Below are 25,520 nucleotides of genomic sequence, written 5' to 3'. Positions count from 1 at the left end.
ACCTGGGCTGCATTCGCTCATAGCCTAATGAAGCAGACTGTTGCCTGCCTTCGCCTCCATGCTGTGACATGGTAACTAGTGACCACGGCGAAGGATCACGATCCCTTTTCCTCCAGAACCTGTTGCTTTCCCCAATAGACCGCTATACCGGCGGCTGGTTCGCCCCGATGGGTTGGATAGGGCGGCAGTGAACTTCCAAACAGCGGCAGAAATTTTTCGAATCGAGATGAATTTCTAAGATGCCAAAGAGCGGTCAATGTCGCAGTTGATGCTGGACGCGGCAAGCGTATGGCCGGCGCTCTTGTGCGTGGCGACGCCCTTGCAAGGCGCGGCTAAGTAACGTCGTACGCACACATTGCAGGCTCCTGACGGGTGCCGCAGCTTTGACAAACCGCACGCGCTCACATGAGCGATGGGCGCAAAATGATTTGCCTCGTCAAAATGCAGTTCACATGCGGGGCACTGCATATTTTTCATGAAGTCAGAGAGGATAGTATGGATGCACAACGAGTAGCGCTGGTTACCGGCGGAATGGGAGGCTTGGGGGAAGCGATTTGTCAGAAACTGTTCACGTCCGGCTATCGCGTAGCCACAACGTATTCACCGAACAACGATCACGTTCCTGCATGGCTCAAGGCTCAAAAGGAAGCCGGCTTCGAGTTTTCCGCGTACATGGTCAACGTGTCCGATTTTGCCTCCTGTGAGGCTGGCGTGATGAAAGTTGTCGGCGATCTTGGTCGCATTGATGTGCTCGTCAACAATGCGGGCATCACCCGCGATGCGACGTTGAAGAAAATGACGCTGGAGGACTGGCGCGCCGTAATCGAAACCAACCTCGACAGCGCGTTTAACATGACGAAACCTGTGCTGCACGGCATGCTCGAAAGTCGATGGGGCCGCATCATCAACATCTCTTCGGTCAACGGCCAAAAAGGCGCGTTCGGACAAGCCAACTATTCGGCGGCGAAGGCTGGCCTGCATGGCTTTACGAAGGCGCTGGCACTGGAGGTGGCGAGCAAGGGGATTACTGTCAATACCGTCTCGCCGGGCTATTTGCGCACCAAGATGGTCACCAAGGTTCCGAAAGAAATTCTTGAGACGAAAATCCTTCCCGAGATACCGGTTGGTCGGCTAGGCGAGCCGACAGAAGTCGCCAGCCTGATTGCATATCTTTGCTCAGAGGATGCCGGCTTTATGACAGGGGCGAATATCGCAATCAATGGTGGTCAGCATATGTGCTGAGGAAACGAATTCCGAACAGGAGAGTGCTTGATCTATCTCAAGCCGAGAGGGGGCAAGTGAAAGCATGCACTGGATATGCAGAGAATATTCAGAGTCAAATTTGAAGCCCATCAAAGAACGAAATCTGACGCAGGCTTTCACACTCTTCTCATTCTTCTTGGAGAGCCATTATGCAGAATGTACTTAGCCCCATGGTCAACATGTACCAGACCCAGCTGGAAGCGTCGCGGCGGTTCGCGGATGCCATTTTCGCTGGGACGGAAAAAATTGATCGCGTAGTTATCGGTGCAACCCATCGGGCATTCAATGAACAGCTCAGGTTTGCGCAAGCGATGTCGAACATGCGCGATCCGCGAAATGTCGGCACGACTTTTCAATCGAGTTTGTTGTCACGTAATCCTGACGATGCTGTGAATTATCAGAAGGAAATCATGCGGATTTTTGCCGAAATGCAGAATGAAATCGGCAGATCGATGCAAGACTATATCGAGCAATTAGGATCGAATACTGTGACAAACACAGCTGTTCCCTTGGGCGTTTCACAGGCCCAAGCCAATGATGCTGTATTTAATCCGATGACAAGCATGTTTTCAGTGTGGGAGTCGGCATTCAAGGAAGTTGCGGAACTCGCCAAGAAAAACATGGTTGCCGCCCGCTCGGCGATCGATAATGCGGCAACCAAGACTAGGGAAGGGGCCGATACCATTGCTACGGCGGCGGGAGCCAGCGTGCGCGACATGGCTACCTCTGCTGCGGATATGGCACGTCATACAACGAACGCAATTGAAAAAAATGCTGTGATCGTGACGGAAGGGAATGCCGGCATCGAAGAAAAGCGAGGTCCGACAATCACGGGGCCGACGCCAGTTGGCGGTGGAAAGCGCAAATAAGATTTCGCAGCGCTTACTCACGGACATTGGTGAATATGCCTGGCAAAAATTTGGACAGTACGCGGCAGCGTGCCGGTTCGTGATTCCCTCTGGCCATCAGGCGCTGACCTTTAAGTGACGCGCGAAGTAAAAAGCCCGATCTCATCAGGTCGGGCTTTTTTGCATGGTGGCGTGTGTCAGTGCCAGAGCCGACAATTGATCACATAGTGATCAAGCAGTCGCAAGCTGTCCCCAGTCGGTATCCGGCTGTTCCGGCTGCTTCGGCACCTGTTTTGCCTTTTTCGAAGAAACCTGCTTGGCGCGCGAGCTGGACGGAGGAAGCCGGCGCAGGGTTTTAAGCGCATCAACGTCCTTGATGCCGATCGAGCGCTGATCAACCGTGATCAGGCCAATTTCATTGAAGGCAGAAAGGGTGCGGCTCACGGTCTCCAAAGTCAGGCCGAGATAGCTGCCGATTTCATGGCGCGTCATGCGCAGGTTGAACAGTTTGCTCGAATATCCCATTTCGGCATAACGTTCCGACAGCGATACCAGGAAGCGGGCAACACGTGCTTCTGCACTCAATGCGCCCAGCATGCTCACCATGGCTTGTTCACGCACGAGTTCGCGGCTCATGACGCTGTATATTGCATGTTCGAATTCGACGTGGGCGCGACCAAGTGCGGTTAATTTTTTGAAGGGAAGCAGAATCAGGTCACAGTTGGACAACGCGACGGCCTCGGAGGCGTAGCGCTTGGAATGAATGCCGTCGACGCCAAACAGATCGCCCTTCATTGGGAAACTCAGGACTTGTTCGTTGCCGAATTCATCGATCAGGACGGTTTTCAGGAAGCCGGAGTGAACGATGTACAGAGTATCGAACGGCTGGCCGATAGTATGAATACGCTGACCGGTCTTGAATTGCACGTGCTGAAACAGCAGTTCCTCATCGGTGTGGATGGTGGCGGATGGAATGCGCAGGATATCGCACAGCTCTTTCAAATTGGACCAAAGTTTCCCTTGGCGTTGCCATCCTGCTTCTGCCGCGGACGGATGTAGCGCAGATGTGGGTAGATCGGTGCGCATTTCAGACATTTGCGTCGATAACATAGTCAGCTCCTGATTCAATATACTTCACAACATTTTTTGGTGCGCCGGCATAAAGTACCGACACAATCGTTTTAATTATTCACCTGTTGATTTTTTGGAACGCGCTTCCCAGGCTGGCTTAATGATCCAGAATCAGCGGCGAGTTGCTCACTTGTCATACTTCGGGTGAAGTGCACAGTATCGCAACCGCAATAATCATTTGCTATCGGTGTGAGCTGAATTGCAATGTAGGATAGACGGCATGAATGTAGGAATATCCCTACATTTTGGTCTGAATTTTGCTGACCCTGACAGAGGAATCGGCAATAGCTTGTTTCAAGGAAGGCGCTGTAGCGAAAATTGCGATGAGGAAATTAGTTAATGGCTATGCCTTGCGGGCTTATCGCAATCACAGCCACTTAGGAGGGAATAATGCGGTGCTGCGTCTACTGTCGGGTGAAAACAGTAGCGCCGTCCCGCAGTGGGGAAAATATCCGGGGTGTACGGGACGGGGTACTTTTAATTCGTCAACGGACCGAGCAGGCGGTGCTGGACAGCGTAATGCACCATCTCTGCCAGCGAGTTCATGTTCATCTTAGTCAGAATGCGCGTTTTGTGCGTACTGACTGTCTTTGCGCTGAGGTGCAGGAAATCGGCGATTTCAGTAATCGACTTCCCGCTCACTAGCAAGGTAAATACCTCGAACTCGCGGTTCGACAACTGCTTGTGCGGAAGCTCTTCGTTTGATGGCATCACATCCATCGCCAGCTGCTCGGCTACTTCCAAGCTGATATATGGACGTCCAGAAGCGACTTTGCGAATGGCGCTGACCAATTGTGTGCCTGCGCTTTCCTTGGTCAGGTAGCCGCGCGCGCCGGCGCGTATCGCACGTACCGCATATTGCTCTTCTTCGTGCATGGTCAGGATCAGGATGGGCAGCTTGGGCATCTCATCCTTGATCTGCCGGATCAGTTCAACCCCGCTGCGGCCGGGCATCGATAAGTCCAGCATCAGCAGGTCGAACCCGCCTTTCCTCACATGAGCAAGGGCCTCAAAACCGTCAACGGCTTCTCCAACGACTTCAATGTCGTCGGCGCCATCGAGAATGCGCTTCAGTCCTTCGCGCATGATGGTGTGGTCGTCGGCGATAACAATGCGAATCATAGACGTGGTAATGGAGGATGTGAGTGCGGTTCGGAAGTGGCAACGGGTTCTATTGGCACGGAGGCATGGATCAGCACACCGTGCGGTTTTATATTGCCGATGCTGATTGTACCTCCAAGTACAAAAATACGTTCCTGCATCGTGATCAGGCCATAACAGCCAGGCTTACTCTCGCTACCGCCGACCATCCCGATGCCATCATCCTGAATCATAACATCGAGTTGATTGGCGGCTCGTGAGAATGCAATGCGCGCATTGCTAGCGGAAGAGTGGTTCTCGATATTGGCCAAGGCTTCCTGAATCACCCTGAATATCGCCGAATCGATGGCCTCGCCGAGATTGATCGATAGCCCGTTACTCTCCACGCTGCAAGAGATGGCCGTCCTTTTCTGAAAATTTTCGACCATCCATTCGACTGCTGGCAATAATCCAAAATCGTCCAGCAAGGGAGGGCGCAAGGCAGAGGCCATGCTCTTTGTCATGGTAATCACGTTATCGAGCAAACCTTGCATTTGCGCAACTCTCGCCGGTACACCAGCATTTGTCGTGGGAAGGCGATTTTCTAGCCAATCCAGATCCAGCTTCAATACGCTCAGGCGTTGGCCAATGTCGTCATAGAGTTTTTTGGAAAAACGTCTTTTCTCTACCTCGCTTGCCAGTTGTGAGGAGGCAGCCCACTTGCGGAGTTCTGACGGGCGTACCGTGCGGCGCCTGGTTTCAACGGCGCTGCGTTCTGCTGTCAAGCTGTGCACAATCAGTGCGAGGAAGGGTTCGCCATGTACGGCGATGCGGGAAAGGCTGATGTTCAGGGACAATTGATCTCCATTTGCATGGATGCCTTTGAGGCCAAGCCTGATTCGCCTGCCATGCATGCGTGCCGCCGCAAAACGATCGATGCGGCGACCCTGTTCGGTACAGAGCCGGGGAGGGAGCAGGATGTCAATGGATTTGTCTAGCAGGTGCCTTGCCGGGTAGCCAAACATACGTTCCACCTTCTGATTAACCAGCACGATCTGGCGGGCGGCGTCGACAATGATGACGCCGTCCATGGCGGATTCGATGATGGAAAGTAAGGAGGGGCCGACTTTATTGGCGGGAAACCGGGATAGGTTAGTAATGTAATGGGACAGCTTGCCAGAACCGTGTTCCAAATGGGTGATCATCACATTTCTCTTTGATTGGACCTGTGGTCAGCTGGTGGTCAAGGTAATCGGAAGCAGTTAGCTGGAATTCATGCGGCTGACGAAATAAATCATGCCTGATTTCATTGATTGCGGGTTTCGATGATTTTGCTCGAGGAGCTGGATCATGTATCAGACTATGACCATGAAAAATTCAAATTAACAGATCAAAAACGATGCGAATTGAGAATTCACAATCGTCTCCATGCGACAAGGTTTCCCTCGGGGTTGGTGCGCAATGTTCTCTTGATTTCATTGAGCAGTTTCAAGAGTTTGAATGCAGCTACTATGGCGAAATTTGCGCATATGGAAGGGAGGGAGGAGATTGAAGGGGCATGAGGCCTTGGCTCGAAGCCGGCACTTCCGCCGAGATCGGCGAGAATTTCCAGCAGTCTGAGGACTGCTGCAATCTACGTTAGGCCAAGTCAGACACCTTCGGACAGGAGCGTTGGCTTATCCGGTTCGGTGCAGCGCTGCAAATTTTCGTCCAGCGAAAGTGTGATGTGGACGATTGTTCCGGCACCGCTTGTGCTTTCCACTTTCATGCTGCCGTTAAGTGATGCCGCTCTTTCGCGCATTGTGATCAATCCGAACGAACCGGCCTTGTGCAAGGCACTCGCCGAAAAGCCTTTGCCATTGTCTGCGATGCTGAGTTCAAGGCGGTTACCGAATGTCTCCATTTTTATCTCCACGTTTGTGGCGCAAGCATGTTTGGCAACGTTATTGAGCGACTCTTGGATCATGCGATAAATAGCCGATGTCGCTCTCGGCGCCATGCGGGGCTCGGAGGCCGGCAAATGAACCCGGCATCTGATCTGATGCCGTTCTTCGAATTTTTTTGCCATCAGCCGGAGTGCATCGAATAGCCCGAGGTCGTCGAGTGCTTGTGGAGGAAGGTCGGAAATGATCCGGCGCACGGACGTCATCATGGCATTAACCAGCTCATTGATGCTGTTCAAGTGTCGCGAGGCCTTTATTTCATCCGCTGGTATATGGCGGGAGAGGCAGGCAAGGTCCATCTTCATTGCGGCAAGCAATTGTCCCAAGTCGTCGTGCATTTCCTGCGCTAGACGCTTTTGCTCCTGATCCCTGCGTGCTTCGAGCGCGTCGATCTGGTTCTTCAACTCCTGCAGCGTCTGCTTGCTGGAATTGGCTTGGCGGGAGCTGCTGCGTGAAATGGCGGCACCCAGCAGCGTTAATGCCAGAAGCAGTCCGCCGAAGAGGATATAGGCTTGGGAGCGGCCTTTACTGGAATATGGCAAGCCGGGCTGTGCTGCTTCGAATTGGACAGTCCAGTGATGGCCGTGGATATCAATAGGGATGGTCTTGCTGAATTCGGGAGGGGATTGGGCGGGCGCCGGGGCCGGCTTGCTGTCGTAGAGCAGCGATTCAGGGGTGGCGGCCTGTCCTTCAAAAAATTTGACCCTGAGGCGGCGCTCCGTGTCTCCCCGCAAGGATTCAATGAAGTCGCCTAATTGGACAGATGTATAGACGTATCCAGCCACCTTCCCGGCGCGACGATCATGCCGCCCGCTTTCGTCATGCATATGGACCGGAAGGTAGAGGAGTAACGTGGCTTGTGGCAGGTTATAGCCTGAAGCAGGCTGTGTGCCATTGGACCGGCTCGAAGCTGAGGGCGAAGATGCCGCGGTGGACAGCGCGTGTCCCCAGAGTTCATTCGGCACGGCGGCCGTGCTGAACGCGGGGGGGGGCGGGGGGATATAGGACATTTTGATCGGTTGACGACTTGCCCCTGATTCTGACGGGGGGGAAGTTTTGGCGGAGTCTGTTGCTGGACAAAATGCTATTTCTTGTGTACCTGCCATGGTCGCTACCGACGACAGCGTGCCGGAATGGCTGCGTAATTCGGAACGAGATCCTGCCTTGCTTGCGACGAGTGTTGCCGCATCATGGATAGCTTGTTCATGCAACGAAAGCGAGCGCTCGATATGGAGAGCCATATTATTGGTCTGGCTTTCGAAATAGGCTTGTTCGTCCTGCCTTGAGCCGTCATTCGCATCGAACCAAGCCAAGGCGGTAACGGTCAGGCAGGTAGCGGCTATCAGCCATCCTGAGAATGAATTCGATATTCCGGATAAAAGGGGGGCGGGGTATGTCTGGCTCATGGGCGCCCTCCAATCTCAGAAATATGATGGCGCGATGAATTCGCAACCGTTAAATACGTCCAGTACAGACAAGAGCGGGCTGGTTTGCTGCACTGCGACAATCGAATGATATTAAAGTGTTTGCATCGATGCAACTGTTGGTTTACACAGTAATAATACTGTTAATCAGCGCTCTTGGCGGACCGGGCACAGTGACGAGATGGGGCAGGTACGTTAAATACTTGGCAGAAAAAGCAGGAAATAGGTCCTACGTATTTCCATAATTGTTGCGGCGCAACATGGTGTGCCGATATGGGCGTAGGTTCCTACATGGAAGTGTCAGCACCTATCATACCGAAAGGCTATTGGCAGGCTGGCTCGCCTTGCTCTTGGTGATTACTGGCAGGCACGGCACATTCCACATTTGGATAGAAAGCTACGAGCTTCGTCGATCCAGTGTAGCGCCGCGCAATCCGGCAATCCAGGAGGGCTTTACCGCATAGTGGTCCAGATTCTCCAGGCATTCGTCGACCGCTTCGCGCCACACCCGTGTCACTTGCGCCAGATGCGTCGAACCATACTCCAGTGCCTCGACCTGTATCGCGCGCACGCCCAGTGCGGTCAACTGCGGAAGCAATTTCAATGCGCCTGTTCCCGGTGATTTCTCGAGCACGAAGCAACTGTCATTCACGGCATGCTCCGCCGTGCCGCAAAGGTTCGCACAGTCAGTGTCTAGTGTGTTATTCGTCTCACGGCTATCCATGTGCTGCTCGACTGGCAAAGGCCTCTTACTACCGGCAACGAGTGCAGATTGCTTGCCGAAGCCGGTCACCTGCAATTCGACCGATGTGTTCGCCGCTATGCGTGCCACTTGGGCGAGTGTCAATATCCTAGGCAGGAGGACTCTGCTTACGCCAACACGCTGCTGGAAGAAATTGATGGTGCCATCGTCGAGCGATGCTTCCTGAATCTCGAAATGCAGTCCTAAATGAGGGTGCTGCGCGACTGCATAAAGCATTAACGATGGATCGGAAAGTGCAATGGCATCGACGCCCCAACGCGCCGCACAATCGATCATGTCCCGTAACTTGCCCCATGAAGATGGCTGCATATCTGAACGGATTGCCAGAAGCACGCGACGGTTTTTGTCATGCGCGTAGCGGATGCCGCGGGTGATAATGGCGGAGGCTGGATTCAGGTCAGCAAGACCGCCTGCTGGATCATGCATGGAATGATCAAGGCGAATCCAATCGGCACCATGGTCCACTGCAGTCCTGAGCGTAACTAAGCTGTTGACGGGACAGACAAGCTCCAGCGCCGTTGTGCACGGTTCCGCAGTGGCATCGCTAGAGAAAAAGTTTGCGAACGTCATGATGCTTTTCCGTGACGCACAGTTTCCGATGGTGTGCTGTAGCTGAGACATACATGATGTTGCCTGCAATCACGAAAACAGGATGCGAAGCAAATGGAAAGGCAGGACAATGAAGGCCAAATTCGCGACACAAAAAGCCTTTTATTTCTAAAATGCAATGGGCGAAATGTATCAAATTGGTTTGAAAATATATTTGATGGGAGTCAATTGAAATTGGGAAATTTCCCGATGCGGGGGAAGATGGCGATGCTGATGCGGTAGTTCGACTACCCAAAGAAAAAGGGCTTACGTTTTCACGTAAGCCCTCGAATCTTTTGGCTCCCCGACCTGGACTCGAACCAGGGACCTGCGGATTAACAGTCCGTCGCTCTACCGACTGAGCTATCAGGGAACAGCTGAAGCGCTATTATAGGAGGAATTTTCTGTTGCTGTCAAAACTTTCTGATGGATTTCGCAATGACAGACAACAATCAATTCTTCCATTCAAGGTTAAAGCACCTTGGCGATGGCATCGACTACAGCGTCGATGTTGCGCGAATTCAATGCGGCGACACAGATGCGGCCGGTATCGACAGCATAGATCGAAAACTCGTCACGCAGACGGCCAACTTGCTCCTTGGTCAGGCCTGAATACGAGAACATGCCGCGCTGCTGGATGACGAAGTCGAAGTTGTGGCCTGGCGCCTTTTCCTTCAGCTTCTGCACCATTGCCTGGCGCATTTCACGGATACGCACACGCATCCCGGCGAGTTCGTCTTCCCACAGCTTGCGCAGTTCGGGCGTGGATAGCGTAATCGCCACCACTTGACCGCCATGGGTCGGCGGGTTGGAGTAATTGGTGCGTACCACGCGCTTCAATTGTGACAGCACGCGTGCAGCTTCTTCCGCGCTGGCGGCGACGATGCTCAAGGCGCCGACGCGCTCGCCATACAGCGAGAACGACTTGGAGAACGAATTGGACACGAACAGCGGGCCGCCGGCAGCCGCAAAACGGCGCACCACCTTGCCATCTTCGTCGATGCCGTCGCCAAACCCCTGATAGGCCATGTCGAGGAACGGTACCAGGCCGCGCTGCGTCACCACCTGGATCACGTCAGTCCATTGCGCTTCAGTCAGATCGGCGCCGGTCGGGTTATGGCAGCAGGCGTGCAGCACGACGATGGAGCCGGCCGGCATTTCCTTCAGCGCGTTGAGCATGCCGCTGAAGTTGACGCCGCGGGTCGATGCATCGTAGTAAGGATAGTTATTGACGTTGAAGCCGGCGGATTCGAACAGTGCGCGATGGTTTTCCCAGCTCGGATCGCTGATGAAGACTTGCGCGTTCGGCGAGAAGCGCTTCAGGAAATCGGCGCCGAGCTTCAGTGCCCCGGTGCCGCCGATTGCCTGCGCGGTCACCGCACGTTTTTCTTGAATGACCGGGCTGTCGGCACCAAATACCAGTTCCTGCACTGCCTTGTCATACGCGGCCAAGCCCTCGATCGGCAGGTAGGTGCGCGGAGCAGCTTTTTCCATCAGCTGCGCTTCGGCCTTCTTCACGCATTCGAGCAGCGGCACCTTGCCGTTGTCGTCGTAATAGACACCGACGCCGAGGTTGACCTTGTTCGGGTTCTTGTCGGCGTTATAGGCTTCGGTAATGCCCAGGATCGGGTCGCGCGGCGCCATTTCGATGGCGGAAAACAGGGATGCAGGATGGGATTGGCTCATCGTGATAACATGAAAAGTTGGCCGCCGAGGCACGTGTTTTGCACGTTTTTGCAGCCGGGTTGTGGTCAGTTTCAGTCTTGAAACCTGAAGCTAATGTGCAACCTATTATTCTACCAAAGGTCGAATGCAGATGGCAGATTTATCCCAAGTATCCAGTCCCATCGACGAATCGAAGATCGTTACCTTCGCGGACTCCCCATATCGCCTGTACCAGCCGTTTCCGCCCGCCGGCGACCAGCCGGCTGCGATCGCGAAGCTGGTCGAGGGTATCGAAGACGGCTTGTCGTACCAGACGCTGCTGGGCGTAACCGGCTCCGGCAAAACGTACACGATGGCGAACGTGATTGCGCGTCTCGGGCGGCCGGCCATCATATTTGCGCCAAACAAGACGCTGGCGGCGCAGTTGTACAGCGAATTTCGTGATTTCTTTCCGCAGAACGCCGTAGAGTATTTCGTCAGCTATTACGACTATTACCAACCGGAAGCATACGTTCCGCAGCGTGACTTGTTTATCGAGAAAGATTCGTCGATCAACGAGCATATCGAGCAGATGCGCCTGTCGTGCACGAAGTCGCTGATGGAGCGGCGCGATGTGGTGATCGTGGCGACCGTGTCGGCGATCTACGGTATCGGTAATCCGAACGAATACCACCAGATGATCCTGACCTTGCGCAGCAAGGACAAGGTCAGCCAGCGCGACGTGATTGCGCGCCTGATCCAGATGCAGTACACGCGCAACGAGGTGGATTTCGGGCGCGGCACCTTCCGCGTGCGCGGCGATACGATCGACGTGTTCCCGGCGGAACATGCGGAACTGGCATTGCGTATCGAGACCTTCGATGACGAAATCGACAGCCTGCAGCTGTTCGACCCGCTGACCGGGCGCGTGCGGCAGAAGATCCCGCGCTTTACGATCTATCCGGGTTCGCATTACGTCACGCCGCGCTCGACCGTGCTGCGCGCCATCGAGAGCATTAAGGAAGAATTGCGCGAACGCTTGGAATTCTTCCTCAAGGAGAACAAGCTGGTCGAAGAGCAGCGGCTGGAGCAGCGCACCCGCTTCGACCTCGAAATGATGACGGAAATCGGCTTCACCAAGGGGATCGAGAATTATTCGCGGCACCTTTCCGGCGCCAAGCCGGGCGAGCCGCCGCCGACCTTGGTCGACTACCTGCCGCAGGATGCCGTGATGTTTCTCGACGAATCGCACGTGCTGCTGGGGCAGCTTAATGGCATGTACAACGGCGACCGCGCACGCAAGACTAATCTGGTCGATTATGGCTTCCGCCTGCCGTCTGCGCTCGACAATCGGCCATTGAAATTCGAGGAATTCGAGGCCAAGATGCGGCAGACCGTTTTCGTATCGGCCACGCCGGCCGAATACGAGAAAACGCATGCCGGGCAGGTGGTGGAGCAGGTGGTGCGCCCGACCGGCCTGGTTGACCCGCAGATTTCAGTGCGCCCGGCCAGCACGCAGGTCGACGACCTGATGTCCGAGATCACCGATCGCGTGAAGAAAAGCGAGCGCGTGCTGGTAACCACGCTGACCAAGCGCATGGCTGAGCAGCTGACGGAATTCCTGGGCGATAACGGCGTGAAGGTGCGCTACCTGCACAGCGATATCGATACCGTCGAGCGCGTGGAAATCATCCGCGACCTGCGCATCGGCACCTTCGATGTGCTGGTTGGGATCAACCTGCTGCGCGAAGGCCTGGACATCCCGGAAGTGTCGCTGGTGGCGATCCTCGACGCGGACAAGGAAGGCTTCTTGCGTTCCGAGCGCAGCCTGATCCAGACTATCGGCCGCGCCGCGCGTAACCTGAACGGCATGGCGATCCTGTACGGCGACACGGTAACCGATTCGATGCGTCGCGCCATCGACGAAACCGAGCGTCGCCGTACCAAGCAGGTCGCGTTTAACAAGGCCAACAACATTACGCCGAAGGGCATCAAGAAGGAGATCCGCGAGCTGATCGATGGCGTCTATAACCCGCACGAGGCACGTCTGGAACTGGAAGTCGCGCAGGAACATGCGAAGTATGAATCGATGTCCGAAAAACAGATCAGCAAGGAAATCAAGCGTCTCGAAAAACTGATGCTCGACCATTCGAAGAACCTGGAATTCGAAAAGGCGGCGCAGGTACGGGACCAATTGCATCTGTTGAAGGAACAGCTGTTCGGGGTGCCGGGCGAAGACAATGTGGTGTCGCTGCTGGGCAAGTAGCAAGGCAATTTAATACCGGCGCTGCGGCGCTCGCTGTGGATGCATCGAAGGGCGGTTTCGCCGTGTGACGACGGTACAATCGCCCTTTTTATTGATTATCTGCTATGCCTAAAATGATTCCGCAGCCGATACAAGAAGCGCTCAAGCTCGCGCATCCCTCCTGGCGTTCCATCTTGGCAAAGGGGCTGGAATCGATTGCGGAAGCCGATCCGGCGTATCTCCCTGCACTGGCAGAGGACAATTATCTGCCCACTGCGGGGCGCATGTTTGGCGCGTTCTCGCAGCCACTGGACGTGGTGCGGTACGTGCTGGTGGGCGAGGGGCCTTATCCGCGAGAACAGAGTGCGACCGGGGTGTGCTTCATGGATGGTGCGGTCGAGTCCCTCTGGTCCGAGAAGGGGCTGTCGAAGCAGGTCAATCGTGCCACCTCGCTGCGTAATTTCATGAAAATGCTGTTGGTGACCGACGGGTTGCTTACGGTGGATAACGCGTCGGGCGACGCCATCGCACAAGTATCGATGAAGACACGTGCCATCGGATCTCCCTTTATCCAAACGCTGACCGAGTTGCAGGCAAATCTCACGCGCCATGGCTTTCTGCTGCTGAATGCGGCGCTGGTATTTCGTCCTCATGTGCCGCCGGCGAAAGAGGCGCGCGCCTGGCAGCCGTTCCTGCAGGTAGTACTGATGGCACTGGCAGAGCACGCAGAGGCACAGAGCATGACACCGCCGACACTGGTGTTGTGGGGGAAAATCGCGGAGCAGCTGAAGGGATTGTCGTCGACTGCGCGATTTCCCAAGGCGCTGTCGGAGCATCCCTATAACCTCACTTTTATCGGTAACGAGACGATGCAAAAACTATTCGGTCCGATGCATTTGTTGCTGAAACAGGCATGACGTGGCGTGTCTGCATCGATGTCTGCCTAACTTGAAAATCTATTGCGACTTATCATCATCGTCATTGTCATTTCAACAGACGATGAAGCAACACAGCCCGAAAAACTTATTCAAGTACATTTCCGGGCGATGGCGTCAAAGTTGCTAACCTTTTTTCCTCCCGGGGGCGACGCAATTGTGGATCGGTAGGGGCGGGAAGCACGTCATCCAAATCGACATCAGGTCTTTTTACGACAGCTTATTTTTTATCGCCGAGTGTCCAATGGCAAATGTTCAAATTTTGTTTGTTTGCATGGGAAACATTTGCCGCTCTCCCACTGCGGAGGGCGTCATGCGAAAACTGATCGAGAATGCGGACATGCAAAATCGCATTGTGGTCGATTCCGCCGGCACCCATGGATATCACGTCGGTGAACCGCCTGATCCGCGTGCCCTTGCTGCTGCGCAGCGGCGCGGCTATGACTTGTCGATGCTGCGAGCCCGTGAGCTCAGTGTGGAGGATTTCGAGCGATTCGATTTGCTGCTGGCAATGGATTTCAATAATCTGGACAGGTTGCAGACCATGTGTCCGGCCGCTTGTGAATCGAAACTGGGCATGCTGATGGAGTATTCGCGCAAATTCAAAACGCCTGTCGTTCCTGATCCCTATTACCGCGGCAGTACCGATTTTGATCGAGTGCTGGATTACGTGGAGGATGCCTGCAAAGGGCTGATGCGTACTCTTGTTCAAAGTCATATCGCGCTTGAACGCCTCGAAGCACGGGCTCCCGGCCCCGGCATGTAGGATATATCAGGTGCATCTTGCACTGTAATGCTTGCCCGGTGCTGTAATTTTTCCCATGCGGGCAGTGCCAGTGCTATGTCCCGTTAGGCGCCACAAAATCCACCTTAAACCCTTCCTGATAATGAACGAATCGGCGTTCTCGGCGAGATTGCAGGTCGGTTCGCGGTGATGCAGAAACTTTGCTGTTGCACTGGTATGAGGTTTGCATTGTGCTAATGACTTCGTGTGCCAAACAGGAAGGGGCGCAGCATGAAGGCAATAACAACAGCGGTGGCAGTGGCAAGTTGCGTGGCAAGCTGCCCGATATATGCTGGGCCGGCAATTGAAAAGGCAAGCGATCAAGCCGAATCCGTCATATATTCCGCATGGAATTGGCGTGCCCCATTGATGCTAGCTCGTGAGGGCAATCGTGTCCGGGAGCAAAGCTTCTCCGCCTCGTATAGTCTCGCTATGAGCAGCCGGAGTTCCTTGTTCGGTTACGTTGGGATGCCGGGCGAGCCGGCGTTAGGGCCGCCGGTTTCCTACATGCGCCGACTGTCTGGCGTCGACAATCCGGAATCAGGGCGCGCCAGCCATTGGCTGGATGCGAGCGGCCAAGCGTCCCGTGTTTTTACGGTCGGCTATGCATGGCATGCGCTCAAGCTCGAAGGGTCCGCGTTCTCCGGGCAGGTACGGGATGATGGCTCGCCATCTGACAAGTACGCATTGCGGCTGGATTCCACGTCGACTCGGCTGTCTTACAATCCGTCCCCGAATTGGTCTTTTCAGTTCAGCCGTGGCACCTTGAGCAACTTGGACCAGCTTGCGCCGGATGAGGAGGTCCGACGCGCAACCTTATCGGCGACCTACAATCGCGCCTTGAACAATGGCAATTGGCAAAGCACGATCGCTTGGGGAAGAAACACCAGGAAGTCGCGTGAGCCGGCGATGGGCTATCTGATCGAATCCACACTTCGCTTCAATGGCCCGCACGCAGTGTTCGGACGGCTGGAACAGGTGGCCAGCGGCGAATTGGTGGCAGAAAGCGGTGCCGCGATGAACCGCACATTCAAGATGAATAAGCTGACGTTCGGCTATTTCCATGAAGGCGGGGGGCGGGGGGCAGTTAAGGTGGATACCGGCGCATTCGTGAGCCGTTATGTCGTCCCTCCATCCGCTTCGCCTGTTTACGGGAGCGAGCCCGCTGCATTCATGGTTTTCATGCGCTTGCGCCTGCAGTAAAGAAAAGCGGGAAAGCGGCGTGAAGTGAAATATGAAATAATGGCATCCATTCAGTTGCACCGCAGCAATCAAATAATCCTCTCTTGCGCGACCCAAGTCCATGTATTGCCCGGAATACCTGACAAAATCAGTCGGCTTTGGTATACTTGACTAAAATATTCGGGAATCCGGGGTATTTGTTAGAACTTGGATACAGTTTCGCTTGGGAGCTGAGGTTTTATGCGTCTGACTACAAAAGGCCGGTTTGCAGTGACGGCGATGATCGATCTGGCTTTGCGCCAGGACAAAGGTCCAGTCACCTTGTCTGCTATTAGCCAACGGCAGGAAATTTCCCTGTCATACCTGGAACAGTTATTCGGCAAGCTGCGCCGTCATGAAATCGTCGAATCCGTCCGTGGCCCTGGCGGCGGCTACACTCTCGCGCGTCGTGCGGAGGATGTCACCGTTGCGGACATTATTATCGCGGTCGATGAACCGCTCGATGCGACTCAGTGCGGCGGCAAGGAAAATTGCCATAGCTCCAGCCATGAGCACGGCACTCGTTGCATGACCCATGATCTGTGGTCCACGCTTAATGCAAAGATGGTCGAATACCTCGATTCCGTCTCTCTCAAAGACTTGGTAGACCAGCAAAAACAAAAGAATGCAGACAACAGCGTGGTCGTGATGCACCGTCCCCACGTGGCTGCTTGATTGGAGTGAATTACCGTATGAACGCCCCTCTGGAAAAAAGCCTGATCGATACTATCAAGGCGCCGCATTTCCCGATCTACATGGATTACTCGGCAACCACGCCGATCGACCCGCGCGTGGCCGACAAGATGATTCCCTACCTGCGCGAGCAGTTCGGCAATCCGGCTTCGCGCAGCCACATGTACGGATGGGAAGCGGAAAAAGCGGTGGAAGAAGCGCGCGCGCATGTCGCTGCGCTGGTCAATGCCGACCCGCGTGAAATCATCTGGACTTCCGGCGCTACTGAAGGCAACAACCTGGCATTGAAGGGCGCGGCGCAGTTCTACAAGACCAAGGGCAAGCACATCATCACGGTCAAGACCGAGCACAAGGCGGTCCTCGACACTGTGCGCGAACTGGAGCGTCAGGGGTTCGAAGCGACTTACCTGCAGCCGCAGGACAACGGCCTGATTACGCTCGAGCAGTTGGAGCAGGCGATTCGTCCGGACACGATCCTGGTATCGGTCATGTTGGTCAACAACGAAATCGGCGTGATCCAGCCGATTCCGGAGATCGGCGAACTGTGCCGCTCGAAGGGCATCATTTTCCATTGCGACGCTGCGCAGGCGACCGGCAAGGTACATATCGACCTGCAAAAATGGAAGGTCGACCTGATGACGTTCACCGCGCACAAAACTTACGGTCCGAAAGGCATCGGCGCGCTGTACGTGCGCCGCAAGCCGCGCGTGCGCATCGAACCGCAGATGCATGGCGGTGGCCACGAGCGCGGCCTGCGTTCCGGCACGCTGCCGACGCACCAGATCGTCGGCATGGGCGAAGCCTTCCGCATCGCGAAGGAAGAGATGGATGCCGAGATCGTGCGCATCAAGGCGCTGCGCGACCGCCTGGCCAAGGGGTTGAACGAGATTGAGGAAGTCTACGTCAACGGCGACATGGAGCACCGCGTTCCGCACAACCTGAACGTCAGCTTCAATTATGTCGAAGGCGAGTCGCTGATCATGGCGATCAAGGATATCGCCGTGTCGTCCGGCTCGGCCTGTACTTCGGCCAGCCTGGAGCCTTCGTATGTGTTGCGCGCGCTGGGGCGCAGCGACGAACTGGCGCATAGCTCGATCCGCTTCACCATCGGCCGTTTCACCACCGAGGAAGATATCGATTTCACGATCAACCTGATCAAGTCCAAGGTGGCCAAGCTGCGCGAACTGTCGCCGCTGTGGGATATGCACAAGGAAGGGATCGATATCAACTCGATTCAGTGGGCGGCGCACTGAGCGGCCTGTCAAAGTTATAAGGAGCATCAAATGTCTTATTCGGAAAAAGTCCTCGACCATTATGAAAACCCGCGTAACGTCGGCGCCTTCGACAAGGGCGACGAGTCGGTGGGCACCGGCATGGTCGGCGCGCCGGCTTGCGGCGATGTGATGAAGTTGCAGATCAAGGTCGGCGCCGATGGCGTGATCGAAGACGCGAAGTTCAAGACCTATGGCTGCGGTTCCGCGATTGCGTCATCTTCGCTGGTGACAGAATGGGTCAAGGGCAAGACGCTCGACGAGGCGATGGCGATCAAGAACACGCAGATCGCGGAAGAGCTCGCGCTTCCGCCGGTGAAGATTCACTGCTCGATCCTGGCCGAAGACGCAATCAAGGCGGCGGTGCAGGACTACAAGAGCAAGTCCAAGCAGGCGGCCTGATTTTGGAGTTCCGGCCTGCGTGCCGGAATGGCATTGCGAAAGGTGGTAAGGCACTATGGCAGTCACATTGACCGAAAAAGCAGCAAAGCATATCAACCGTTATATCGAACGCCGCGGCAAGGGTGTGGGCCTGCGTTTTGGCGTACGCACCACCGGCTGTTCCGGCATGGCGTACAAGCTGGAATATGTGGACGAGAGCGCGCCGGACGATATGGTGTTCGAATCGCACGGTGTGAAGGTGTTCGTCGATCCGAAGAGCCTGCCGTATATCGACGGCACCGAACTCGACTTCGCGCGCGAGGGACTGAACGAAGGCTTCAAGTTCAACAACCCGAACGTCAAGAACGAGTGCGGCTGCGGAGAAAGTTTCAGTATCTGAGCGAATATCGCCGTCATAAAGAGCCTTTGTGCTTGTTTGGTTCGTCATTCCCCGTATATGCGGGGGTGGCGCAGCCTGAGATTTCAGATAAGCCTGTCGATCAATGAGCAGGCTTTTGTTTTAAATAGCCATGCAAAATCACTTCGAGCTGTTCCACCTGCCGCAGCGTTTTGATACGGATATGGCGGCGTTGGACAAGGCCTATCGCGAGGTGCAGAACCGCGTTCATCCCGACAAATTCATCAACGCGACCGATACCGAAAAGCGTGTCGCCATGCAGTGGGCCACGCGTGCCAACGAGGCGTACCAGACGCTGAAGAATCCGTACAAGCGGGCGGCCTACCTGTGCGAGCTGAACGGCATCGATTTGCAAACAGAGTCGAACACCGCGATGCCCGGCGAATTCCTGATGCAGCAGATGGAATGGCGCGAAGCGCTGGAAGAGGCGAAGGCAGCCAGGGATATCGATGCGCTGGAAGCGCTGAACGCGGAGCTGCAAGGCGCCCGCAAGGCGGAAGTGAGGAAAATCGGCGAACAACTGGATGCGCAAGATTTTGCCGAGGCTGCGCATGGCGTGCGCAAGCTGATGTTTCTCGAAAAGTTTTCGACGGAGATCGGGCATATCTTCGAACATATCGAAGGATGAGTTCCTGGGCTATCATTCAGTCCGATTTCGATTCGCCCGCCTGTTGCGCGCGCCAATGAACTGACAGAGTAAAAATTCTAATGGCACTCCTGCAAATTTCCGAACCCGGCATGTCCACCGCGCCGCACCAGCATCGGCTGGCGGTGGGCATCGATCTGGGCACCACCAATTCGCTGGTTGCGACGGTACGCAGCAGCATTCCGGAAGTCCTGAACGACGAGGAAGGCCGGTCCCTGCTGCCGTCGATCGTGCGCTATCTGCCGAACGGCCATGCAAACATCGGCTACAAGGCGCAGGCGGCGCAGACGACTGACCCGAAGAATACGATCGTGTCGGTTAAGCGCTTCATGGGACGCGGCTTGAAGGACATCGCCTACGCGGAAAACCTGCCATACGATTTCGTCGATGCGCCGGGCATGGTGCAGATCAAGACTGTCGCCGGCGTGAAAAGCCCTGTGGAAGTATCTGCCGAGATACTGGCTACCTTGCGCCAGCGCGCGGAAGATGCGCTGGGCGACGAGTTGGTCGGCGCTGTAATCACCGTACCCGCCTACTTTGACGATGCGCAGCGCCAAGCCACCAAGGATGCGGCGAAGCTGGCCGGGCTGAATGTCCTGCGGCTGCTGAACGAGCCGACTGCGGCGGCGATTGCATACGGGCTGGACAACGCCTCCGAAGGCGTGTTCGCGGTCTATGACCTGGGCGGGGGCACTTTCGATATTTCAATCCTGAAGCTGACCAAGGGCGTGTTCGAGGTGCTGGCGACGGGCGGCGACTCGGCGCTGGGTGGCGACGATTTCGATCATCGCCTCATGTGCTGGATGATCGAGCAGGCGCGGCTCGCGCCGCTGTCCGACAAGGACACGCGCATCTTGATGGTGAAGGCGCGTGAAGCCAAGGAATTGCTGTCAACCCAGGGCGAGACGCATATCGACGCGGTGCTGACCTCGGGCGAAGAGGTGCGCCTGACCTTGACGGCGGAAACCTTTGCGCAGATTACGCAGCATCTGGTAGCCAAGACGATAACGCCGACCCGCAAGGCGATGCGCGACGCAGGCCTGACGGTGGAGGATGTCGACGGGGTGGTGCTGGTCGGCGGCGCCACGCGCATGCCGCATATCCGCAAGGCTGTCGGCGAATTCTTCAAGACGATTCCGTTGGCTAATATCGATCCGGACAAGGTGGTGGCGCTGGGCGCGGCCATTCAGGCCAACCTCCTGGCGGGGAACCGTGCGGCAGGCGACGACTGGCTGCTGCTGGATGTGATTCCGCTGTCGCTCGGCATCGAAACCATGGGCGGGCTGGTGGAAAAGGTGATCCCGCGCAATTCGACCATTCCGTGTGCGCGGGCGCAGGAGTTCACGACTTTCAAGGATGGCCAGACCGCGATGGCGATCCATGTGGTGCAGGGCGAGCGCGAACTGGTGAGCGACTGCCGATCGCTGGCGAAATTCGAGCTGCGCGGCATTCCTCCAATGGCTGCGGGAGCGGCGCGCATCCGCGTTACCTATCAGGTCGATGCCGACGGCTTGCTGTCGGTGTCGGCGCGCGAACAGCATTCCGGCGTGGAGGCATCGGTCACCGTCAAGCCGGCGTATGGTTTGAGCGACGACGAGATTGCCAAGATGCTGCAGGAGTCGTTCACCTCGGCCGAGGTGGACATGAAGATGCGCGCATTGCGCGAAGAGCAGGTCGAGGCCGAGCGCATTCTATTGGCGACGCAGTCGGCACTGGAGGCCGATGGCGATTTGTTGTCGGACGAAGAAAAGTCCGCCGTGCTCGCACTGATGGAAAGCGTCCGCCAGAAGGAGAGCGGCGACGACAATCTCGCCATCAAGGTGGCCGTCGATGCGCTGGCAAGGGGCACCGAAGAATTCGCTGCGCGCAGGATGGATCGCAGCGTGCGTGCCGCGTTATCCGGCAAGAAGCTCGACGAAATCACCTGATACAAAACTGAACTGCTGTCATTGATCGATTGTTTATAAAGGTTAGAACGTGCCACAAATCGTAGTCCTCCCTCATGCCACTCTTTGCCCGGAAGGCGCAGTCATCGAAGCGCCGAAGGGCAAGTCGATTTGCGACGCCTTGCTGGAAAACGACATCGAGATCGAACATGCTTGCGAAAAATCGTGCGCATGCACTACCTGCCACGTGGTCGTGCGCGAGGGCTTCGATTCGCTCGACGAGGCGGAAGAAAAGGAAGAAGATTTGCTCGACCGCGCATGGGGGCTGGAAGCCACGTCCCGCCTGTCATGCCAGGCGCTGGTAGGGGACGAAGACCTGGTCGTCGAGATTCCGAAATATACGATCAATCAGGTCAGCGAGAATCACTGAGGGGGCCGATCATGAAATGGGCAGACATCACGCGCATTGCGGAAGAATTGCACGACAAGTATCCCGACGTCGATCCGTTGACGGTGCGCTTCGTCGATTTGCACAACTGGGTGGTAGGGATGGACGAGTTCGACGACGACCCCCAGCGTGGCGGCGAAAAGGTTCTGGAAGCAATCCAAATGGCCTGGATCGAAGAAGCGAAATAGCCCACCTCTCGGAGCGTGGAAAATAAAAAAGGCGGCTGTGCCGCCTTTTTTATTTCTGCATATCGTTCAGTTCCTCAGGCGCGTTCCGCCAGATGGCCGTTGACCACGCGCACGCGGTCGCCAACGCTCCAGCCCGGTTGTTGCGCATACGGGAAGGCGCGAACGCTGCCGTCCTCCATGCGCACCCGCACTTCATACGAAGTTGTGGCGCGGCTGCGCTTTTCGATTTCATTGCCGGCATAGCCGCCGCCGACAGCGCCGGCCACCGTCGCCAGTGCACGGCCGTTGCCTCCGCCGACCTGGTTTCCCAGTACGCCGCCCAGTACTGCACCGGCGACCACGCCGACGCCGCTCGGCTTGGCTTGCTGATGGAGTGCCTGCACCGATTCGACGCGGCCGCAGCTGGTGCAAATTGCCGGTGCCTGGGCAACCTGTTCCGATGCATAGGCATGGCGTGGCTGCGCATGCGTGGCCCTGGCGGTACGCTGCGTGGGGCTATGCTGCTGCGCCGGCGCAGACTTCATGTCGTCGGCATCGGATCTGGCCAGGGGAGCGGCCGGAGCCGTCGATCCCGGGATAGCCGCGGCAAGCGTATTGGCGCCGGCAGCGGGGGCCGTGGTCGCAGTTGCCGATTCCGGCGAGTTCGTGCTGTGGGAATTCGGGAGCAGGCCAGTGATGGCTGCCACGCCGGTCAGGCTGACCAGGATGACGGAGATGGCTGCGCCGCCAACCAGCGGGTGAATGCGTCTTGTCGTATTGTTATTTTCCATGTCTTGCTCCTGTTACTCTTTCTGCGACGGGAATCGTCGACTTGCATGGAATAATTATCGAAGCTGATGGCAGCCAAGAAAAGGCGATTAGTGTGTCAGGTGTAAGGCTTTGTAACGACGTTTGCTGTGTGTCAAATGCAGGGCAGGAAAGGTAAACGTGCTGGCTGCGTTAACGGCAGAACGGGACCCCTTGAGGTCCCGTTCTGTCATTTTTTTCGGTGTGCCTTGCTTAATCTTCGCGGCGCAGGTGCGGGAACAGAATCACGTCACGGATGTTTGGTGAATCGGTAATCAACATCATCAAACGGTCGATGCCGATACCGCAACCACCGGTCGGTGGCATGCCGTACTCGAGCGCACGGATGTAGTCTGCGTCGTAGTACATCGCCTCCTCGTCGCCGGCGTCCTTGGCGGCCACCTGAGCCTGGAAGCGAGCGGCCTGGTCTTCCGCGTCGTTCAACTCGGAGAAACCGTTGGCGATTTCACGGCCGGTGATGAACAGCTCGAAACGCTCGGTGATACCCGGCACCGTGTCGGAGGCGCGTGCCAGCGGCGACACTTCGACCGGGTAGTCGATGATGTAGGTCGGCTCCCACAACTGCGATTCCGCAGTTTCTTCGAACAGCGCCAGTTGCAGCGCGCCGAGGCCGGCGTTCGCCAGCGGATTGACGCCGAACTTCTTCAGCTCGGCGCGCAGGAAGGCGGCGTCGTGCAACTGCTCGTTCGTGTAGTGCGGCGCGAATTTATTGATTGCGCCGACAATCGTCAGGCGATGGAACGGCTTGGACAGGTCGAGTTCGCGGCCCTGATAAGTCAGGCATGCGGTGCCGTGCGCATCGACTGCAGCCTGGCGAATCACTGCTTCGGTGAAGTCCATCAGCCACTTGTAATCGACGTAGGCGGCGTAGAACTCCATCATCGTGAATTCCGGATTGTGGCGTGGCGACACGCCCTCATTACGGAAGTTACGGTTGACTTCGAACACGCGATCGAAACCGCCGACCACCAGGCGCTTCAGGTACAGCTCGGGCGCGATGCGCAGGAACATCTGCATGTCGAGCGCATTGTGGTGCGTGACGAACGGCTTGGCCGCCGCGCCGCCCGGAATCGGGTGCAGCATTGGCGTTTCCACTTCCATGAAGCCGTGCTCTGCCATGAAGCGGCGCATCGACGACATGGCGGCGGTGCGCGCACGGAAGGTGCGGCGCGTCTCTTCGTTCATGATGAGATCGACGTAGCGCTGGCGGTACCGGGTTTCGTGGTCGGACAGGCCGTGGAACTTGTCGGGCAGCGGGCGCAGCGACTTGGTCAAGAGGCGCAGGCCGGTCACTTTCACGGACAGCTCGCCGGTCTTGGTCTTGAACAGCGTGCCCTCCGCACCCAGGATGTCACCCAGGTCGTAGTGTTTGAACGCCGCGTGCGTGGCTTCGCCGGCGTTATCGTTGGTGATGTAGAGCTGGATGCGGCCATCCGCCTTGCGGCCGGATGCGTCCTGGATGGTGGCGAACGAGGCCTTGCCCATCACGCGCTTGAGCATCATGCGGCCGGCGACCTGCACCTTGACCGGATCGGCTTCCAGCTGTTCGTTGTTCAGCTCGCCATAGCGCTCGTGCAGGTCTGCGGCTTTGTGCGAGGGGCGGAAATCGTTGGGGAAGGCGACGCCCTGTTCGCGGATCGCGGCCAGCTTCGCACGGCGCTCGGCCATGATCGAATTCTCGTCCTGGGCCGGAGTCAGTTGTTCGTTTTGGTTGGTCATGAATATGAAACGGTCTGTATTGTGAATATCGATGAGCGCTTACACACCTTGCTTGAGCGAGGCGGCGATGAAATCGTCCAGGTCGCCGTCGAGCACGGCCTTGGTGTTGCCGACCTCGTGGTTGGTGCGCAAATCCTTGATGCGCGACTGATCGAGCACGTAGGAGCGGATCTGGTGACCCCAGCCGATGTCGGTCTTGGCGTCTTCCATCTTCTGCTGTTCGCTCATGCGCTTACGCAGTTCGAGCTCGTACAGGCGCGATTTCAGCATCGCCCAGGCTTCCGCGCGGTTGCGGTGCTGGCTGCGGTCGTTCTGGCATTGCACGACAATGCCGGACGGCGCGTGCGTCAGGCGCACCGCGGAGTCGGTCTTGTTGATGTGCTGGCCGCCGGCGCCGGATGCGCGGAAGGTATCGGTACGCACATCGGCCGGATTGATGTCGATTTCGATCGATTCATCCACTTCCGGATACACGAACACACTGCAGAACGAGGTATGGCGGCCGTTGGCGGAGTCGAACGGCGACTTGCGCACGAGGCGGTGCACACCGCTTTCGGTACGCAGGAAGCCGTAGGCGTATTCGCCCTCGACCTTGATGGTGACGGTCTTGATGCCGGCGACTTCGCCCTCGGATATTTCCAAGATTTCAGTCTTGAAGCCCTTGCGTTCGCAATAGCGCAGATACTGGCGCATGAGCATCGAGGCCCAGTCCTGGGCCTCGGTGCCGCCGGCGCCGGCCTGGATGTCGATGAAGCAGTTGTTCGGGTCCATCGGATTCGAAAACATCCGGCGGAACTCCATGCCTTCGAGCAGCTTCTTCAGCTCCTCGGTATCGCTTTCAATCGCGACCAGGGTGTCTTCGTCCTGCTCTTCGCGCGCCATCGCAAACAGGTCGCTGGTGTCGCGCAGGTCGTTGTCGATCTTGGTGAGGGTGTGGACAATCGCTTCCAGCGATTTCTTTTCCTTGCCGAGGTCCTGGGCGCGTTTCGGGTCGTTCCAGACGTTGGGATCTTCCAGCTCGGCGTTGACTTGTTCGAGTTTCTCCGACTTCACATCGAAGTCAAAGATACCTCCGTAATTCGGCTGCGCGGGTCGACAGGTCCGCGAGCAGGGCTGACAGGGAATTGAGACGTTCTGCTTCCATGATGAACTCTTCTGCAATCAAACCTTACATTATACCCGAGCAAAAGCGGG

General features: G+C 56.5%; 23 protein-coding genes and 1 tRNA gene. 14 read left to right on the top strand and 10 right to left on the bottom strand.

Annotated elements, in window-relative coordinates; all coding sequences use genetic code 11:
- Positions 1 to 495: 495 nt before the first annotated feature.
- Positions 496 to 1,242 (top strand): acetoacetyl-CoA reductase, encoded by a 747-nt coding sequence (gene phbB, locus TSA66_RS08750; protein WP_084199949.1) that lies wholly within the window; start codon positions 496 to 498, stop codon positions 1,240 to 1,242.
- Between the two features lie 170 nt (positions 1,243 to 1,412).
- On the top strand, positions 1,413 to 2,132 hold the full coding sequence (locus tag TSA66_RS08745; RefSeq protein ID WP_084199432.1) for a phasin family protein: 720 nt from the start codon (positions 1,413 to 1,415) through the stop codon (positions 2,130 to 2,132).
- Positions 2,133 to 2,342: 210 nt separating this feature from the next.
- Here TSA66_RS08745 and TSA66_RS08740 read toward each other — a convergent pair whose 3' ends face one another.
- The 7 genes from TSA66_RS08740 to TSA66_RS08705 form a co-directional block, all read right to left on the bottom strand.
- Positions 2,343 to 3,206 (bottom strand): Crp/Fnr family transcriptional regulator, encoded by an 864-nt coding sequence (locus tag TSA66_RS08740; protein ID WP_232429431.1) that lies wholly within the window; start codon positions 3,204 to 3,206, stop codon positions 2,343 to 2,345.
- A gap of 513 nt (positions 3,207 to 3,719) precedes the next feature.
- Positions 3,720 to 4,364: a response regulator gene (locus TSA66_RS08735; RefSeq protein WP_040039713.1), complete on the bottom strand. Its 645-nt coding sequence runs from the start codon at positions 4,362 to 4,364 to the stop codon at positions 3,720 to 3,722.
- Positions 4,361 to 5,527, bottom strand: coding sequence for a sensor histidine kinase (locus TSA66_RS08730; RefSeq protein WP_040039712.1), 1,167 nt, complete (start codon positions 5,525 to 5,527; stop codon positions 4,361 to 4,363). The genes TSA66_RS08735 and TSA66_RS08730 overlap by 4 nt, the downstream gene beginning before the upstream one ends.
- 443 nt (positions 5,528 to 5,970) lie before the next feature.
- Positions 5,971 to 7,671, bottom strand: coding sequence for a histidine kinase (locus TSA66_RS25470; protein WP_084199430.1), 1,701 nt, complete (start codon positions 7,669 to 7,671; stop codon positions 5,971 to 5,973).
- 415 nt (positions 7,672 to 8,086) lie between these two features.
- Positions 8,087 to 9,022 carry a peptidase U32 family protein gene (locus TSA66_RS08715; protein ID WP_040039710.1) on the bottom strand — a complete coding sequence of 312 codons (936 nt, stop codon included), beginning with the start codon at positions 9,020 to 9,022 and terminating at the stop codon, positions 8,087 to 8,089.
- A 315-nt stretch (positions 9,023 to 9,337) separates the two neighbouring features.
- Positions 9,338 to 9,413, bottom strand: a tRNA-Asn gene (locus tag TSA66_RS08710).
- A 98-nt stretch (positions 9,414 to 9,511) separates the two neighbouring features.
- Positions 9,512 to 10,726, bottom strand: coding sequence for an amino acid aminotransferase (locus tag TSA66_RS08705; RefSeq protein ID WP_040039709.1), 1,215 nt, complete (start codon positions 10,724 to 10,726; stop codon positions 9,512 to 9,514).
- Between the two features lie 130 nt (positions 10,727 to 10,856).
- On the opposite strand from TSA66_RS08705, the gene uvrB reads away from it, so the two are divergent.
- From uvrB to iscX, 12 genes are all read left to right on the top strand, one after another.
- Complete coding sequence (gene uvrB, locus TSA66_RS08700) at positions 10,857 to 12,950, top strand: excinuclease ABC subunit UvrB (protein ID WP_040042347.1); 2,094 nt, start codon at positions 10,857 to 10,859, stop codon at positions 12,948 to 12,950.
- Positions 12,951 to 13,054: 104 nt separating this feature from the next.
- Positions 13,055 to 13,846 carry a uracil-DNA glycosylase family protein gene (locus TSA66_RS08695; protein ID WP_040039708.1) on the top strand — a complete coding sequence of 264 codons (792 nt, stop codon included), beginning with the start codon at positions 13,055 to 13,057 and terminating at the stop codon, positions 13,844 to 13,846.
- 262 nt (positions 13,847 to 14,108) lie between these two features.
- Positions 14,109 to 14,630, top strand: a complete 522-nt coding sequence (locus TSA66_RS08690) for a low molecular weight protein-tyrosine-phosphatase (protein ID WP_040039707.1) — start codon at positions 14,109 to 14,111, stop codon at positions 14,628 to 14,630.
- Positions 14,631 to 14,879: 249 nt separating this feature from the next.
- Positions 14,880 to 15,851 (top strand): hypothetical protein, encoded by a 972-nt coding sequence (locus TSA66_RS08685; protein WP_157691635.1) that lies wholly within the window; start codon positions 14,880 to 14,882, stop codon positions 15,849 to 15,851.
- A gap of 219 nt (positions 15,852 to 16,070) precedes the next feature.
- Complete coding sequence (gene iscR, locus TSA66_RS08680) at positions 16,071 to 16,544, top strand: Fe-S cluster assembly transcriptional regulator IscR (RefSeq protein ID WP_040039706.1); 474 nt, start codon at positions 16,071 to 16,073, stop codon at positions 16,542 to 16,544.
- 17 nt (positions 16,545 to 16,561) lie between these two features.
- Positions 16,562 to 17,815, top strand: coding sequence for an IscS subfamily cysteine desulfurase (locus tag TSA66_RS08675; protein ID WP_040039705.1), 1,254 nt, complete (start codon positions 16,562 to 16,564; stop codon positions 17,813 to 17,815).
- Between the two features lie 30 nt (positions 17,816 to 17,845).
- Complete coding sequence (gene iscU, locus TSA66_RS08670) at positions 17,846 to 18,235, top strand: Fe-S cluster assembly scaffold IscU (RefSeq protein WP_040039704.1); 390 nt, start codon at positions 17,846 to 17,848, stop codon at positions 18,233 to 18,235.
- Between the two features lie 55 nt (positions 18,236 to 18,290).
- Complete coding sequence (iscA, locus tag TSA66_RS08665; protein WP_040039703.1) at positions 18,291 to 18,614, top strand: iron-sulfur cluster assembly protein IscA; 324 nt, start codon at positions 18,291 to 18,293, stop codon at positions 18,612 to 18,614.
- A gap of 130 nt (positions 18,615 to 18,744) precedes the next feature.
- Entirely contained in the window at positions 18,745 to 19,260 is a 516-nt protein-coding gene (gene hscB, locus TSA66_RS08660; RefSeq protein ID WP_040039702.1) for a Fe-S protein assembly co-chaperone HscB, read from the top strand.
- A gap of 80 nt (positions 19,261 to 19,340) precedes the next feature.
- Positions 19,341 to 21,206 (top strand): Fe-S protein assembly chaperone HscA, encoded by a 1,866-nt coding sequence (gene hscA / locus TSA66_RS08655; RefSeq protein ID WP_040039701.1) that lies wholly within the window; start codon positions 19,341 to 19,343, stop codon positions 21,204 to 21,206.
- A gap of 49 nt (positions 21,207 to 21,255) precedes the next feature.
- Positions 21,256 to 21,594, top strand: a complete 339-nt coding sequence (gene fdx, locus TSA66_RS08650; protein ID WP_040039700.1) for an ISC system 2Fe-2S type ferredoxin — start codon at positions 21,256 to 21,258, stop codon at positions 21,592 to 21,594.
- A gap of 11 nt (positions 21,595 to 21,605) precedes the next feature.
- Positions 21,606 to 21,800, top strand: coding sequence for a Fe-S cluster assembly protein IscX (iscX, locus tag TSA66_RS08645; protein ID WP_040039699.1), 195 nt, complete (start codon positions 21,606 to 21,608; stop codon positions 21,798 to 21,800).
- Between the two features lie 74 nt (positions 21,801 to 21,874).
- On the opposite strand, the gene TSA66_RS08640 is transcribed toward iscX, so the two are convergent.
- From TSA66_RS08640 to prfB, 3 genes are all read right to left on the bottom strand, one after another.
- Positions 21,875 to 22,570 carry an outer membrane lipoprotein gene (locus TSA66_RS08640; protein WP_040039698.1) on the bottom strand — a complete coding sequence of 232 codons (696 nt, stop codon included), beginning with the start codon at positions 22,568 to 22,570 and terminating at the stop codon, positions 21,875 to 21,877.
- A 229-nt stretch (positions 22,571 to 22,799) separates the two neighbouring features.
- Positions 22,800 to 24,326 carry a lysine--tRNA ligase gene (lysS, locus tag TSA66_RS08635; protein WP_040039697.1) on the bottom strand — a complete coding sequence of 509 codons (1,527 nt, stop codon included), beginning with the start codon at positions 24,324 to 24,326 and terminating at the stop codon, positions 22,800 to 22,802.
- A 39-nt stretch (positions 24,327 to 24,365) separates the two neighbouring features.
- Positions 24,366 to 25,470 (bottom strand): peptide chain release factor 2 gene (gene prfB / locus TSA66_RS08630; RefSeq protein WP_157691634.1). Its coding sequence is split into 2 segments (ribosomal slippage): positions 24,366 to 25,388 and positions 25,390 to 25,470, totalling 1,104 coding nucleotides; the frame shifts between segments, so codons are not numbered across the junction.
- Between the last annotated feature and the right edge of the window lie 50 nt (positions 25,471 to 25,520).

Source organism: Noviherbaspirillum autotrophicum (assembly GCF_000818395.1).
In the GTDB taxonomy this organism is placed as follows: domain Bacteria; phylum Pseudomonadota; class Gammaproteobacteria; order Burkholderiales; family Burkholderiaceae_D; genus Noviherbaspirillum; species Noviherbaspirillum autotrophicum.
The sequence above is the reverse complement of the archived record's forward strand: the minus strand, read 5'-3'. Positions and strand labels throughout refer to the sequence as shown.